This window comes from Pseudomonas viridiflava, from assembly GCF_900602065.1.
Lineage (GTDB): Bacteria > Pseudomonadota > Gammaproteobacteria > Pseudomonadales > Pseudomonadaceae > Aquipseudomonas.
On record NZ_UWFN01000265.1, the window covers coordinates 157,277 to 172,329 of the forward strand.

Here is a 15,053-nt window from a genome sequence, read left to right on the forward strand (position 1 = left end):
TCATATAGGGGTCAAACAGATTTCGCTGTAATCCTGAGAACCTCACGGCCTGTACGGGACTAGACACTGCCCGTACAATGCCCAGTCATTTCCAGTCTCAGCAACCGACAACGGCCTACCATGCGCACCAGTCAATTTTTGCTCGCCACACAGAAAGAAACCCCTTCCGATGCGGTCGTAGTCAGTCACCAGCTGATGCTGCGTGCCGGCATGATCCGCAAACTCGCTTCCGGCCTGTACACCTGGCTCCCCATGGGCTTGCGTGTATTGCGCAAGGTCGAAGTCATCGTTCGTGAAGAAATGGACGCTGCTGGCGCACTGGAAGTATTGATGCCGGGCATTCAGCCGGCAGAGCTGTGGCAGGAATCTGGCCGCTGGGAACAGTACGGCCCTGAGCTGATGCGCCTGACTGACCGGCACAACCGTGACTTCTGTCTGGGGCCGACCCATGAAGAAGTCATCACCGATCTGGCCCGCAATGAGCTCAACAGCTATAAACAGCTGCCAATCAATCTGTACCAGATCCAGACCAAATTCCGTGACGAGATCCGTCCGCGCTTCGGCTTGATGCGCGGCCGCGAATTCGTCATGAAAGACGCCTACTCGTTCCACGCTGATCATGCCTCGCTGCAGGTCACCTACGACCGTATGCACCTGGCGTACTGCAACGTGTTCTCGCGTCTGGGCCTGAAATTCCGTCCGGTCGAGGCTGATAACGGCTCGATCGGTGGTGCAGGCTCCCACGAATTTCACGTACTGGCCGAGTCCGGCGAAGACGATATCGTGTTCAGCGATGGCTCCGATTACGCCGCGAACATCGAGAAAGCCGAGGCTGTCCCACGCGAAACCAGCCGTGGCGCTGCAACTGAAGAGCTGCGCCTGATCGATACACCGGACGCCAAGACCATTGCGCAACTGGTAGAAGGCTTCAACCTGCCGATCGAAAAGACCATCAAAACCCTGGTGGTCCACGCTGCAGAAGAAGGCAAGCTGATTGCCCTGATCATTCGTGGCGACCACGACCTGAACGAAATCAAAGCCGCCAAACTCGAGCAGGTCGCAAGCCCGCTGGTCATGGCCTCCGAAGCCGAACTGCGTGCTGCTATTGGTGCCGGCGCTGGCTCGCTGGGCCCGCTGAATCTGCCACTGCCTTGCATCATCGACCGCTCGGTTGAGCTGATGAGCGACTTCGCCATTGGTGCAAACATCGACGACAAGCACTATTTCGGCGTCAACTGGGAACGCGACCTGCCGGTTCCGGCCGTAGCCGATTTGCGTAACGTCGTTGCTGGCGACCCTAGCCCTGATGGTAAAGGCACCCTCGAAATCAAACGCGGTATCGAGGTCGGCCACATTTTCCAGCTGGGCACCAAGTACAGCGAAGCCATGAAGTGCCAGGTACTGGGCGAGAACGGCAAACCGGTCAACCTGTCCATGGGTTGCTACGGCATCGGCGTATCCCGTGTGGTTGCTGCTGCCATTGAGCAGAACAGCGACGAGAACGGCATTATCTGGAACGACACTCTGGCACCTTTCCAGATCGCTCTGGTACCTCTGCGCTACGAAACCGAGGCAGTTCGCGAAGCGACCGATAAGCTGTATGCCGAGCTGACCGCTGCAGGCTATGAAGTGCTGCTTGATGATCGCGACAAGAAAACCAGTCCGGGCAACAAGTTCGCGGACATGGAGCTTATCGGTATCCCGCATCGCATCGTGGTCAGCGATCGCGGTCTGGCTGAAGGCAATCTGGAATACAAGAGCCGGACCGAGTCCGAAGCCCAGGCCTTGCCGGTTGCCGAGGTACTGTCCTTCATCCAGGGCCGCGTTCGTCGCTGAGTCTTGATGGCGCTCACCATGAGGTGGGCGCCATTTTTCAGCCATGACCTGCCTTAATTCGCAAGAGATCTCATGTTCAAGCGATCCCCACTTAACCTAGGCTGCGTGATTCTTTGCGCGTCCCTGGTCAGCGGCTGCGCCAATCAACTGTCGCAACGCAGCGAGCACGAAGAACGTATCGAGCGCAAACTGCTCTCGCACAACGTACAGATTGACCTTGGTGAGCCCAAAACCCTTGAGCTGCCACAACGACGTGTGCGCATTCACGAACACCGGACCTTTGAGGTCACCGAATTTGAAGTAACCCGTCTTTACGATCGGTACACACCCTATCAGCCATGGCGGGAAATCTACGAGATCCCCCTCGGTGCAGTGGCGGTCGTGGCAGGTGTCGGCGCAAACGTGGTCAACGTCTTTGCTCTGGGCCGCCTGCCGGACAGCGTGACCAAAGACTGGATCAACTACGGCGTTGCCGGCCTCAACCCCTTCATGAACGCACCGTCTCACGGGCGCGCTCAACAGAATCTGGCCGGTATCAATGAGGTCCAGCGGGAGAAGAGAATCGAAAACTCGACGCTCCCCTGGAATGAACGCCCGGTGACGGTCAAGGCAGGCTCCCAGAGTCATGAACTGACGACTGATCGCAACGGTGTACTACGCCTGAGTCTGCTAGACAGCCCCTTCGCCGAACAGGACCTGAGCCATGTCACACGCCTGTATCTGAGCGTCGAAGACGAGCAGGACGATACCCACGCCAATGCCGACCTGGCAGTCAGTCGCACCTTGCGCGGTAAATTGATTGAAGCCCACGGGCTGATTTATGACGACCTGGAAGACGACGAAGTCAGCCAATGGGTCTATCGGGTCAAACGTCTATCGGATCTTGGCCTGGAAGAAGAAGCCAGCGACCTCGAACAAAGCCTTATCGAGATGACTCGCGACGATCCGCAGCTGCAACAGGAATTTTTGAAAGCACTGGCCAAGGATGCGGGTCGACTGGTAGCGGATCCAGGCGCTGAAAAGTGACCTGATTCGCGCCGTTTTTCTGTAGGGGTGAGCCCGGTATTTATGACACCGGGCTGTCTCGCGGCAAACAGAGGATTAGTGGGACGGCCGGGATGGCACTCCACTTTAACCAGGAAGGCTGCATTCCCGACGACAATGATGTGGCGGATGTACCGACCTCTTCCCGAATAAATTCGGCCCCACAGGTTCTGTGGAAATTTAAATAGTGACGTGTTTTGTGATGAGAGCTGCCTATTTGCTTCTCGATAGGGCGGTGTCTGGCCTATACAGAAATCCGTTCAGCGCGAAAACAGCTCAAGCTGTTCATGAGCCCCACGCAAATCATGCAATCGCACACCAATCCCTAGTAGGCGCACAGGCTTGCCTCCTCGTGTAAACGCCTGAGTCAGCAACTGTTCGAAACTCTCCAGATCGCGACCGGCGCCTGACTGTTCAAGGGTCGTCTGGGTGAAGTCGTGAAACTTCACTTTGACGAAAGGCTTGCCAGGACGGTAATGCCCATCCATGCGCGCGACGCGCCCGTTCAGCGTTTCCAGCAATTCCGGTAGTTTTTCCAGGCAACTGGCCAAATCAGGAAGATCTGTGTGGTAGGTATTCTCCACGCTCACCGACTGACGCCTGTTGTCGTTCTGCACAGGCCGCTCATCAATACCGCGGGCCAACCCCCACAGGCGCTCGCCGAACGAGCCAAACTCTCGCACCAGTGCCAGCTTTTTCCAGTCGCGCAAATCGGTACAACTGATAATCCCCAATCTGCCCAGTTTGTCGGCGGTCACTTTGCCAACACCGTGCAGCTTGCTGACGGGTAATTGCGCGACAAAATCCTCGACCTGATCCGGAGTGATCACAAACAAGCCATTGGGTTTCTTCCAGTCGCTGGCGATTTTGGCCAGAAACTTGTTCGGCGCTACGCCAGCAGAGACCGTGATATGCAGTTGGTTGGACACCCGGCGCCGAATATCCTGTGCGATACGCGTTGCGCTGCCGGAAAAATGGCCGGCATCGGACACATCAAGATAGGCCTCATCCAGCGACAATGGCTCGATAAGGTCGGTGTAATCACGAAAGATGGTCTGGATTTCTTTGGACGCTTCTTTATAGGCATCCATTCTCGGCTTGACGATGGTCAGGTCCGGACAAAGCTTCAAGGCATGCCGCGAAGACATCGCCGAACGCACGCCGTAAGCCCTCGCCTCATAATTGCAGGTTGCAATGACGCCTCGCTTATCCGCAGAGCCCCCCACAGCCAGCGGCTTATTGGCCAGCCGAGGGTCATCGCGCATTTCGATGGCTGCATAGAAGCAGTCACAGTCAACATGGATGATTTTTCGCTGCGTCATGTAAGAATTTTGCGAGAGACGTGGTCGGGCAGTATCTCACTCGTGTCGACATGTGACATCTGGTGATGTGCGGGCCTACCGGAAAACTGAAGTAACCCCCCGCTCCAGAGTTTGTATAGATATTGGCTGACAGCCCCACCTGGCAGGGCTTACAGCTTGTCCGCCCGGTCAAAAACTTACGCTAACCGATTGAAGGAAAAGCAATTTTCTTGAATTAACAATTGACAGCCCTGTGATCCTCTGTAGAATGCCGCCACACAGACGCGGGATGGAGCAGTCTGGTAGCTCGTCGGGCTCATAACCCGAAGGTCGTCGGTTCAAATCCGGCTCCCGCAACCAAACAGCAGAAAAGGCTACTCGAAAGAGTGGCCTTTTTTGTGCGCGTGTGAAAAGTAGCGCAAGCCTCTGATGCAGAAAGCAAATTCCCGCCACCCCGCTCCACCGAACCGACTCCTTGTAACGTAATATTACAAAACCCGACAGTTTTACAGCGATCTGCCGATAGCTGTTTAATAGCTGAACTGTTGCTGAACAGCTACATGAAGGTACAGGCTCCATTCGCTCGTTAGACGATGACGCGCTAACATCTCGAAATATTTTTTGCGTAGGGATTGGTAACTTGGCTGTATACCTCCATTCTGTCGCGCACGATCCAAGGAGTGATTGATGCGCGCTAACCCGTCAGAACCGAACGAAGCAGTTACGGCTAATCAACCTATCCAACCTGCGCGCCTCCAATGGCTGGAGCTGTTGAGTAAATACCGCCAGCCAATCGGACTGGGCGTTACGCTCTTGCTGTTCGCCGTGGCCTTGATCGCTTGCCGACACATGTTGAGCGAGCTTGATCTTTATGCGCTGCAAGACTCACTGCTTAGCGTGCCGGGGCCGTCTTTGGCGGGTGCGCTGTTAGCGGCTGCAGTCGGCTTCGTCATTCTGCTCGGCTATGAATTTTCCGCCAGCCGTTATGCTGGCGTTAATCTGCCTAACAAAACCCTGGCTCTTGGCGGCTTTACCGCGTTCGCCATTGGCAATGCTGTAGGCCTGTCGATGCTGTCCGGTGGCTCGGTGCGCTATCGACTGTACTCTCGCAAAGGCATCGGCGCGGTAGAAGTTGCCCGGATGACGCTGTTCGCCAGCTTGTCGCTCGGCTGCGCCCTGCCACCGCTGGCAGCACTCGCGACCCTGAGCAACCTGTCCGGTGCATCCCTTGCGCTGCATACACCTGTAGACCTGCTGGCAGCGATTGCCATCGGCGTTCTAGTGCTGACAGCCGTGTTGGCCATTGCAGTTTATCGCCGCCGACTACCTGAGCAGACGATCCCCCATACTCTGCTGGTGCGTGCCGGACGCCGTACCCTGCGCCTGCCTGGCGTGCGCCTGACGCTGATGCAACTGGTGATCACTGCACTGGATGTCGCAGCGGCCGCCACTGTTCTCTATCTACTGCTGCCACAATCGCCACCATTCGGGGCCTTCATGCTGATTTACCTGCTGGCACTGGCCGCAGGTGTGCTCAGCCATGTCCCGGGCGGCGTGGGCGTTTTCGAGGCGATCCTGCTCGCAGCCTTCGCTAACGAACTGGGTGCCGCGCCGCTGGCTGCCGCATTGTTGCTGTACCGGATGATTTACGTCGTCCTGCCGTTGCTGTTGGCGTGTCTGGTGCTTCTGTTCACAGAAGGTCAGCGCCTGCTACCGACCAAACAGGCGATGCGCGTCGCATCCGGTCTCGCCGCGCCGATCCTCGCACTACTGGTGTTCCTTTCCGGCGTTGTGTTGTTGTTTTCCGGTGCGACGCCCGAAATCGACACCCGCCTTGAGGATCTGGGATTTCTAATCCCCCACCGCCTGATCAACCTTTCACACTTTGGCGCCAGCCTTATTGGCGTTCTGTGTCTGCTGCTGGCTCAAGGACTGCGACGCCGCCTCTCGGCCGCATGGATGCTGACGGTCATTCTGCTATTGGCAGGCGCTGCACTGTCGATGCTTAAAGGCTTCGATTATGAAGAAGCCACTTTGCTGATCCTGACTGCGGCGCTGCTGGCCATTTTTCGCCGCTCGTTCTACCGGCCTAGTCGCCTGCTGGAACTGCCCTTCTCGCCGCTGTACCTGGTTGCGACACTTTGCGTGCTTGGGGCATCGTTCTGGCTACTGCTGTTTGCCTATCAGGACGTGCCCTACAGCCATCAACTGTGGTGGCAGTTCACGCTGGATGCGGATGCACCTCGCGGGCTTCGCTCAGCGCTGGGCAGCGCGGTGTTACTGGTCATTGTTTCGCTCACCTGGTTGCTGCGCACCGCGCGACCGGTTATCAAACTTCCGGACGCTTCAGAGCTGGCCAAGGCCGCGGAAATCCTCAATGCGTCGTCACAGCCTGATGGCGGATTGGTGCTGACCGGCGATAAAGCCGTGCTACTGCATCCCGAGGGCAACGCATTTCTGATGTACGCCCATCGCGGCCGCAGCCTCGTTGCCCTTTATGACCCGATCGGCCCGACTCAGCAGCGCGCCGAGCTGATCTGGCAATTCCGCGACCTGTGTGATGTGCACCACGCGCGCCCTGTGTTCTATCAGGTCCGCGCGGAAAATCTGCCGTTCTACATGGACATCGGCCTGACTGCGATCAAGCTGGGTGAAGAGGCTCGGGTCAACTTGCGGCGCTTCGACATCGAAGCCAAAGGCAAGGAGATGAAAGACCTGCGCTACACCTGGAACCGGGGCGGACGTGATGGTTTGTCGCTGGAAATCTATGAAGCAGGTCAGGCACCGCTTGATGAACTGAAAGTCATTTCCGATGCCTGGCTGACAGGCAAAAATGTGCGCGAAAAAGGTTTCTCACTGGGCCGCTTCAGCCCTGAGTACCTCAAGCATTTCCGCATCGCGATCATCCATTTCGAAGGCAAGCCGGTAGCGTTCTCCAACCTGCTTGAGACATCGCGTCATGATCTGGCCAGCCTGGACCTGATGCGCGCTCACCCTGATGCTCCGAAGCTGACCATGGAGTTCATGATGGTCGGGCTGATTCTGTATTACAAAGAGCACGGCTACGAACGCTTCAGCCTGGGCATGGTGCCGCTATCGGGCCTGCAACCACGCCGGGGCGCGCCCCTGACCCAGCGCCTGGGCTCCATGGTGTTCCGTCGTGGCGAACAGCTCTACAACTTCCAGGGCCTGCGTCGCTTCAAAGACAAATTCCAGCCTGACTGGGAACCTCGTTATATGGCCGTGCCCGCCGGACTCGATCCGCTGGTGGCACTGGCTGACACCGCCGCCCTGATTGCGGGCGGCCTGACTGGATTGGTGAAACGCTGATGATTCAACGCTACCGGCGCATTTTGCTCGCAGCACTGCTGATTGTTTTGGTTCTGGTTCTTGGAGTCTGGTTGTGGAGCCGCCCCGCCCCACCCGCAACGCTGGAGCGCTCCGCATTGAGCGACGGCTCAGCGGTGATCAGCGTAACGCCCGGCAACCGGGCCAAGGTTCAGGTTGCACTGGCCGTGACCGCCGATGATCTGCTGTCTGACAAACAATTGCAGGCCCTGAGTCAAGACGCTTCTGCCCGGATCATTCAGGTTGTACTGCCAAAGGAAGACTGCACCCTGCAGCAGAAGACCTTCAATGAGGCCTTGGGCAAACTTGATGAAGCACCAACTGTCGTAGCCGGTATAGGCCCGGGCGCAACCCTGGCCTGGCGCTGGCTCGCGGGGCAGAACAACGACAAGGCGGAAGCTATTTCAGTAGGTTTCTATCTGGAAGTACCTTCTCAGCCGGTCAAAACCCTAGAGCCCGATGAGACGCCGCCGGTTATCTGCGATGTGCCATTGCCCAAGACCGCACCCCACGGTCACTGGATGGTCGCGTGGAACGACGCGCCGGACGATGAGCCTGCGGCATTCGTGCGTGATCAGACCAACGCCGACACCAGCATCAGCGACTATGACATCAAGCTGCCACAGGTCCTCAACAGCGAGCTGCGCCGCAAACTGGTTGGCGATGATGACAAAGGTGGCGGTCTGGGTATCCCTGTCGTAGAGGTGCCTGCTGCGCAACCCTCCGACACCGTAACGCTGTTCCTGTCCGGTGATGGTGGCTGGCGTGACCTGGACAAAGTCGTTGCCGGGGACATGGCTGGCATGGGCTATCCAGTGGTGGGTATCGATGTCCTGCGCTACTACTGGGAACACAAATCTCCCGAGCAGACGGCCGCTGACCTGACCGAACTGATGCAGCACTATCGTCAGAAATGGGGCGCCAAGCGCTTCATCCTCGCGGGTTACTCATTTGGCGCGGACGTCCTGCCTGCCGTCTACAACCGCCTGCCACAAGAGGATCAGGAGCGCGTTGACGGCATGATCCTGCTGGCCTTCGCCCGCACGGGCAGCTTCGAAATTCGCGTCGACGGCTGGCTGGGCGCGGCAGGCAAGGATCTGCAAACCGGTCCGGAAATGGCTAAATTGCCTGGCGAAAAAGTACTGTGCGTCTATGGCGTCGAAGAGACCAAGGAAAGCGGCTGCACCGACACCACCGCTGTCGGCGAGAAGTTGCAATTGCCGGGTGGTCACCACTTTGACGAAAACTACCCGGCGCTGGCCAAGCGCTTGATTACTTTCATCAATAAGCGTCAGGGTAAGGCTACCGCGCAGTAAGCTGATTTACGGCAGTACAAAAAAATCCCCGTCAGCTGTGAGGCTGCGGGGATTTTTTGTTGAGTGGATTCCCGTGTAGACCCGCATCCCTGTTGGAGCGAGGCTTGCCCGCGAACCCGTTGACTCGATGTATCAGACCGACCGCGTTAACGCTCTTCGCGGGCAAGCCTCGCTCCAACAGGAGGACACATGTGCGGTGCGTGCCGCCAAACTACATCTCAACCTGTGTCCCCAACTCGATCACTCGATTGAACGGCAGCTTGAAGAAGCGCAGATTGCCGTTGGCATTCTTCAACATGAACGCAAACAGCGCCTCACGCCATCGGGCCATACCGACCATTTTTGACGGGATCACGGTTTCACGACTCAGGAAATAAGTCGTGCGCATCGGGCTGAAATCCAGCTCATCCAGATGACAAAGGCCGAGCGCGGCAGGTACATCCGGTTCATCAATGAAACCGAAATGCAGGATCACGCGATAGAAGCCTTCCCCATAGGCTTCAACCTCAAAACGTTGCTGCGCCGGAACCCTTGGAGTGTCTTCATAGACCACCGTCAACAGCACCACCTGCTCATGCAGCACCTGGTTGTGCAGCATGTTGTGCAACAGGGCATGAGGTACTGCATCGCTGCGGGCAGTCAGAAATACCGCTGTCCCTTGCACCCGATGAGGCGGCTGGACACGAATACTGCTGATAAAAATCGGCAGCGGCAGCCCGCCTTCGTCGATGCGATCAACCAGCAGTTGCTTACCGCGCTTCCAGGTGGTCATCAGGATAAACAGCACCACCCCGGCAATGACCGGAAACGCGCCCCCCTGAATCACCTTCGGAACGTTGGCCGCGAAGAACAGACTGTCCACGAACAGCAGCGCCAACAACAGAGGCACCGCCAGAACGGCAGGCCACTTCCAGAGCAGCAGCATCACGGACGAAACCAGAATGGTGGTACAGAACATCGTCCCGGTGACTGCAACACCATAAGCCGAAGCCAGCGCGCCCGAGGACTCGAAGCCCAGCACCAGAAGAATCACCCCCACCATCAACGACCAGTTCACCGCACCAATGTAGATCTGGCCTTGCGCGTCACTGGACGTGTGCTGAATGTACATGCGTGGGATGTAGCCGAGCTGAATGGCCTGCAGCGTCATGGAGAACGCCCCGGAAATCACCGCCTGAGAGGCAATCACCGTCGCCAGGGTCGACAAGCCGATCAGCGGCAGCAAAGCCCAACCGGGCGCCAGCAGATAAAACGGATTCCGCGCAGCCTCTGGATTCTCCAGAACCAGCGCGCCCTGACCAAAGTAGTTCAGCACCAGTGCAGGAAGGACCAGCGCGAACCATGCCCGGGCAATCGGCTTGCGACCAAAATGCCCCATGTCGGCGTACAGCGCCTCGGCACCGGTCAACGCCAGCACTACAGCGCCAAGGATCGCGACGCCAATACCGGGATGAATGATAAAGAAGCGCACAGCCCACAATGGATTCATTGCATGCAACACTTCAGGCTGGTGCACGATACCGTTGATGCCCAGAAGCCCCAGCACCACAAACCAGGTAACCATCACCGGACCGAACAGCACGCCGATACGCGCGGTGCCATGACGCTGGATCAGGAACAGCGCGACCAGCACCACCAGTGCCATCGGCACCACCCAATGCTCGATACCGTCAAAGGCCAGCTCAAGCCCTTCCATGGCTGACAGCACGGAAATCGCCGGAGTGATCATGCTGTCGCCATAAAACAGCGCAGCACCAAACAAACCGAAAACCACCATGGTCATCTGCAGTTTCGGGTACTTGATCGTCGCCCGACGAGCCAGTGCGGTGAGCGCCATGATGCCGCCCTCCCCCTGGTTATCGGCGCGCAGGATGAAGACCATGTACTTGAAGGAGACGACCCAGATGAGCGACCAGAAGATCAGCGACAGAATGCCAAGCACGGCGTCATGAGTGACGTCCACGCCATATCCGCCCTGGAACACTTCCTTGAGGGTGTACAGCGGACTGGTGCCGATATCGCCATAAACCACGCCCACCGCCGCCATCAATAGCGCGAGTGGTTTTGACACTGGATGCCCGGTCTCAGCCTGACTGCTTGCTTGACTCATTTACCACTCCGGAAACCGAGGCATTAACTGCAAAAAACACGCGATGGTGCTTTGAGTCGCCAATACGTAATGCGTGCTACCGACATCGGAAATACCGACATATTTCGTAACGACGCGAAGCATAGCGCAGCACTCGTCGTAATTCTCTGCATAACACTGGTCAATCGCCGGGCTGATCGCTAGAATTGCGCACTTTTTGATCAGAGGCGCACGAATCCGGTTCCGGATACCAGCGCCCAGCTGTTGCCTCGGCTATATGCCGAAGCCCACATCTCCGCCGAGGTTAGTCAATGTCCACCGTCACCACGCCATCCGCCCCGAAGGTCGGGTTTGTAAGTCTGGGTTGCCCCTACGATGCTCAATATATACAAAAAGACGCTAAGCGCTTGGCATGCCTCCCAAGCTAAAAAGTAGGGTTAGACTCAATCAATGTGCATACACTGAAGACCGACCAAAGTGATCCCTGTTTGACCACCATGTGAGATTTTCGTACGTGACTGAAATCGCTTCTTTATACGCAGAGCTGTCCCCTCTCGTCTCACCTCTCTGGGATAACATAAAAAGTTTTGCAAACTCTTCTTTCACGACTTCGCTGGCTGGGGCGTTCGCAGGTGCAGTAGCTGCTCAGCGCATCGCAGAAAAAGGTAAATTCAGAGAGGAGCTGGTGAAGGAGTTTCAACACACGAATGCGGTCTTATCGCTCGCTGTGACGGTAGCGTCCCTCGCGTTAGCGTTAAAAAAGCAGCACGTCAAGGCGTTGAAGAGCTCTTACGATAATGATCGGAAAAATTATGAGGCACATAAAACAAAGGTCATTACACGCCAGATCCCAGCAACTACCCAATTCGAAATGACGCCCAACATGCTTTATTTGCAGGAGATTTCACCGCCCATTGCGGCAATTCAAGACATTGTTCTGAGCCGCCTGTCCACCGTGGGACGGACGATATCTACGGTAACCGCAGTAGCTGACTCAGTGGTAAACCTGAATGCAGCTTTAGCGAAGCGAAACGAGCTTTTGACTGCTTTCAAGAACAAGCAGTTTCCGGAGGGAGCTTCTATACACCATATGTACTTGGGTTTGCCTTATGGAGAAACGAATACGAACCAAGAGTATGGCGGGACCGTTAAAGCCATTTCTCTCTACACAGATGACATTATTTTCTTCAGTATTAAGCTGTGCGAAGACGTGAGAGACCATGGTGAAACACTTAAAAAACGCTATAAGTCGCGGCTGAAGGGAAATCCGCCAAGGATCACAACATTCGACTTTGAGAAACCTCTCCGAGAGGGCCTGATTCCGAATGACGAAAGTTATGAAGACTGGTTGTGTGGCTTCGTCTCCGTCCAGGAAACCAAACCTAGATGGTGGCGGCGCGCTAATCCAAAGGTTTAGTTCACCAGATCTCACCCCTTGATTCGGGACCGCGATTCAGAATTGAGCTGCAGCCTTGTGCAAATCTCCATCACCATCCTAAATGCCGGAAAGCCTTGATCGACGAGGCTTCCAGCGTTTTATGGTTCGGTGGCATCGGTTCGTTCAACACGCAGATCCGAGAGGGGAGCTGATTATTAAAATTCCACTTTTCGCCGGTTTTTAAAGTTTTTGTTCAAGCCAACCGGGCCATCGCCTAAGTCAACCGTCCAAGAGCGTCTGCATCGAGCTGTGCAGTCCGATGACATTGTTCTGCAAAACCTTGCACTGAGTGCAATCGCCAATCGACTGCAGAGGCCCAAGGCCTGCGGGGGCTGGGGGTAGCTTTGCTCTGCTCAGAGATTTGCAAAGAAAAGGGACACAAAGCCCGTCGGCGGGAGGGGGATAAGTGCTTTTTCGGACGTTTTTTTATTTCACTGAGATTTTTATGCCGAAACGGTCAGAGGCTCACAGCAGCGCGACCTATCCTGTTTAGGTGGGAGGACTGGATGTCATCCCCTTAAGAACACAGGGTGTGTGAAATGAATAAACAATCGTTGTATGAGCATTGTGTGGACTTGAGCGGCAGCACTGAAATCAACGAGCAGCAAATTGGCTGGTCCGGCCGCTGGACGTTGATGGCTGACTTTGTTGTCTGCAGCCAGTGTTTGGTCGCTCAGCCCATTGATATGGCGTCTCAGTCCTTTCAACACTTACCCGGCTGCCTGGCGAATACCCACGGGGCCTACCCCTGGTTCGAACTGATCGCCATTTTGAGCAACATCCCTCCCATGTCCGAAGATCGGTCCAATTTGAAAAAGCATAGATATCGCTGGTGATGTGACCGCTGACATGCATTTCATCCGATCGAATGGCGACGACTCACCACCTATAGTACTGTTTATGCATACAGCTATATTTGATGGGTAGGCCGGGAGCTATGAATATGGAAACTATTGAAAGGACCGCCGCTATCGCGACGTGGACGCTGCTGCTAAACGACCAGGTCGCGCTTCTAGATAATCCTGGAGCTCAGCATAAAACGCTTCTCAGAACAGCTCACACGCTCCACCGGTCCCAAGTGATCGATGGCGATGACCTTAGTGATTTATTGGAACTGGCTGACGGCGCACTGGCCTATGCAGTCGAGGCCAAGCTCGACCAAGTGATCAGGTGAAGACATGGCCTACATGACTTACCGTGGCCTTGCAGATGTGGTGTTCACCCATGGCGACAGCGAATGTCTTGTCTCCGGACTTGAGGTCGCTTTCGAGCAGACCCACACAGCTGTCTTCCGGATAGCTTTTTTACCGGATCGGCCAGAGCGTATCGAGTGCACTGCAGTGCACGTGACGCTCGCAAATGGCTGGGTCGAATACGGACCAGTGACCTACATCCCAGCGTTCGGGCTAGTGTTCTTTACTGGGGATGAATGGGGCACACCACGAGGGCAGCCGTATGGTGGGGATTTATTCCGGAGTTAGGGGAATTGATAAATGAAAAGCGAGGACCGAAGATCAGATGTAGCGCGGGTATCGAGGGGATGCCGTTGGAACCTGTCCCCCTGCCTGGGCTACTTGATGCGAGCTTGTCCGGAATGGCCCCGAGCGGTTTCTTGCTGAGCGGCATCGATTACTTCGACGGGTGTGCTTATGCATAGGCGTGGTGATGCCGCCTTGAATAAAGCTATCTGAGTAACTCTCTTTCTGATTTAATTGAGCATACAATTACATACGAACAATATCGGAGCGTACGCCATGGATATCGAGGCAAAATATTTTCTTGGCACCATTACTTTAGACAACCATAAAAAACTAGAACTTACCCCTAGTGAATATATCTCAATTCAGCTCGCCAGGAGAATCTTGGGCATCGCACTCAACATTGAGGAGAAGTACGACTTAGCACTGTGCAACTATTTAGAGTTTGAGAAAGAGCAGTTAATCCTTACACTGGACAACTTAGCTAACAGCGTCCACTTCGACTACCATCACAGCTACAAAATTCTTTCAACATTAAACCGCAGACTCGTAAATTTTTTATCAACAGCGAAACAGTATACTGAACGTGTAGCAGGCCTTGCGTCAAAGTGCTCCACCAATGAGTCAGAAACAGAAAATACGATTAGCACACTCCTTAGCAAACATTACGATGACACCCTAGATTACCGCGCAATGGAGGCGCTTCGGAACCATGTTAACCACTATGGTTTGGCGGTACACACAATCTCCACACCTAGCAAATGGACTTTAACGGAGCAAAAGAAAGCAGATCAGTTAGTATTCAATCTGGAAATTTACGCAGAAAAAACAGCGCTAGCGGAAAACTCTAAATTCAAGCGAAATATCCTTGACGAGCTTCCCGACAGATACGATTTGAAGAAAGGCGCGAGAGCCTATATCGGGGCAATTAGCCACGTCCACGAAGAAGTCAGACGGCTTATCGGCGACTCGGCGGACACGGCCAGAAAAACCATAGAAGCTTATTTGAAAAGCTACGCCAATCTAAATGATGGCGACTCATTTGCGGTAGGGGCATTCATAGTAAAGAATGGAGAAGAGATAGTTCCTCATACCGTAATAAATCTTAGCTGGGATGATGTGAGGATCGAATTACAAAAAAAGAACATCTCGGTATCGAACATGATAAACCGACACATATCCAGCTCTATAGTTATCAAATAA

Annotated in this window: 10 protein-coding genes and 1 tRNA gene; 9 read left to right on the forward strand and 2 right to left on the reverse strand. The window is 55.3% G+C overall.

Annotated elements, in window-relative coordinates; all coding sequences use genetic code 11:
* Nucleotides 1–120 precede the first annotated feature (120 nt).
* Both EE949_RS15770 and EE949_RS15775 read left to right on the forward strand, forming a co-directional pair.
* Nucleotides 121–1,836, forward strand: coding sequence for a proline--tRNA ligase (locus tag EE949_RS15770; RefSeq protein WP_122665126.1), 1,716 nt, complete (start codon nt 121–123; stop codon nt 1,834–1,836).
* Between the two features lie 72 nt (nt 1,837–1,908).
* Nucleotides 1,909–2,862 (forward strand): hypothetical protein, encoded by a 954-nt coding sequence (locus EE949_RS15775; RefSeq protein WP_122665127.1) that lies wholly within the window; start codon nt 1,909–1,911, stop codon nt 2,860–2,862.
* Nucleotides 2,863–3,140: 278 nt separating this feature from the next.
* Here the strand turns inward: EE949_RS15775 and dinB are convergent, their stop codons facing one another.
* Entirely contained in the window at nt 3,141–4,202 is a 1,062-nt protein-coding gene (gene dinB, locus EE949_RS15780) for a DNA polymerase IV (RefSeq protein ID WP_122665128.1), read from the reverse strand.
* Nucleotides 4,203–4,464: 262 nt separating this feature from the next.
* On the opposite strand from dinB, the gene EE949_RS15785 reads away from it, so the two are divergent.
* The 3 genes from EE949_RS15785 to EE949_RS15795 all read left to right on the forward strand — a co-directional run bounded on the left by EE949_RS15785 (nt 4,465) and on the right by EE949_RS15795 (nt 8,845).
* A tRNA-Met gene (locus EE949_RS15785) sits at nt 4,465–4,541 on the forward strand.
* Nucleotides 4,542–4,868: 327 nt separating this feature from the next.
* The gene (gene mprF / locus EE949_RS15790; RefSeq protein WP_122665129.1) at nt 4,869–7,511 is read left to right on the forward strand and encodes a bifunctional lysylphosphatidylglycerol flippase/synthetase MprF; all 2,643 of its coding nucleotides are present in this window, start codon (nt 4,869–4,871) and stop codon (nt 7,509–7,511) included.
* Nucleotides 7,511–8,845 (forward strand): virulence factor family protein, encoded by a 1,335-nt coding sequence (locus EE949_RS15795; protein WP_122665130.1) that lies wholly within the window; start codon nt 7,511–7,513, stop codon nt 8,843–8,845. Before mprF ends, EE949_RS15795 begins: the two co-directional genes overlap by 1 nt.
* A 211-nt stretch (nt 8,846–9,056) precedes the next feature.
* On the opposite strand, the gene EE949_RS15805 is transcribed toward EE949_RS15795, so the two are convergent.
* Nucleotides 9,057–10,955, reverse strand: a complete 1,899-nt coding sequence (locus tag EE949_RS15805) for a potassium transporter Kup (RefSeq protein ID WP_122665131.1) — start codon at nt 10,953–10,955, stop codon at nt 9,057–9,059.
* A gap of 493 nt (nt 10,956–11,448) precedes the next feature.
* Here EE949_RS15805 and EE949_RS15810 point away from each other — a divergent pair, with 493 nt between their 5' ends.
* The 4 genes from EE949_RS15810 (at nt 11,449) to EE949_RS15830 (ending at nt 15,053) form a co-directional block, all read left to right on the forward strand.
* Nucleotides 11,449–12,351, forward strand: coding sequence for a hypothetical protein (locus EE949_RS15810; protein ID WP_162874445.1), 903 nt, complete (start codon nt 11,449–11,451; stop codon nt 12,349–12,351).
* A 560-nt stretch (nt 12,352–12,911) separates the two neighbouring features.
* The gene (locus tag EE949_RS15815; protein ID WP_162874444.1) at nt 12,912–13,208 is read left to right on the forward strand and encodes a hypothetical protein; all 297 of its coding nucleotides are present in this window, start codon (nt 12,912–12,914) and stop codon (nt 13,206–13,208) included.
* Between the two features lie 101 nt (nt 13,209–13,309).
* Complete coding sequence (locus EE949_RS15820; RefSeq protein ID WP_122665134.1) at nt 13,310–13,546, forward strand: hypothetical protein; 237 nt, start codon at nt 13,310–13,312, stop codon at nt 13,544–13,546.
* A 580-nt stretch (nt 13,547–14,126) separates the two neighbouring features.
* Nucleotides 14,127–15,053, forward strand: coding sequence for a hypothetical protein (locus tag EE949_RS15830; protein WP_122665136.1), 927 nt, complete (start codon nt 14,127–14,129; stop codon nt 15,051–15,053).

Bases quoted from the DNA above. Each gene is read 5' to 3' on its own strand.
- EE949_RS15815 (WP_162874444.1), top strand. From the start codon at position 12,912: ATGAATAAACAATCGTTGTATGAGCATTGTGTGGACTTGAGCGGCAGC.
- EE949_RS15830 (WP_122665136.1), top strand. From the start codon at position 14,127: ATGGATATCGAGGCAAAATATTTTCTTGGCACCATTACTTTAGACAAC.
- dinB (WP_122665128.1), bottom strand. From the start codon at position 4,202: ATGACGCAGCGAAAAATCATCCATGTTGACTGTGACTGCTTCTATGCA.
- EE949_RS15775 (WP_122665127.1), top strand. From the start codon at position 1,909: ATGTTCAAGCGATCCCCACTTAACCTAGGCTGCGTGATTCTTTGCGCG.
- EE949_RS15795 (WP_122665130.1), top strand. From the start codon at position 7,511: ATGATTCAACGCTACCGGCGCATTTTGCTCGCAGCACTGCTGATTGTT.
- EE949_RS15820 (WP_122665134.1), top strand. From the start codon at position 13,310: ATGAATATGGAAACTATTGAAAGGACCGCCGCTATCGCGACGTGGACG.
- mprF (WP_122665129.1), top strand. From the start codon at position 4,869: ATGCGCGCTAACCCGTCAGAACCGAACGAAGCAGTTACGGCTAATCAA.
- EE949_RS15805 (WP_122665131.1), bottom strand. From the start codon at position 10,955: ATGAGTCAAGCAAGCAGTCAGGCTGAGACCGGGCATCCAGTGTCAAAA.
- EE949_RS15770 (WP_122665126.1), top strand. From the start codon at position 121: ATGCGCACCAGTCAATTTTTGCTCGCCACACAGAAAGAAACCCCTTCC.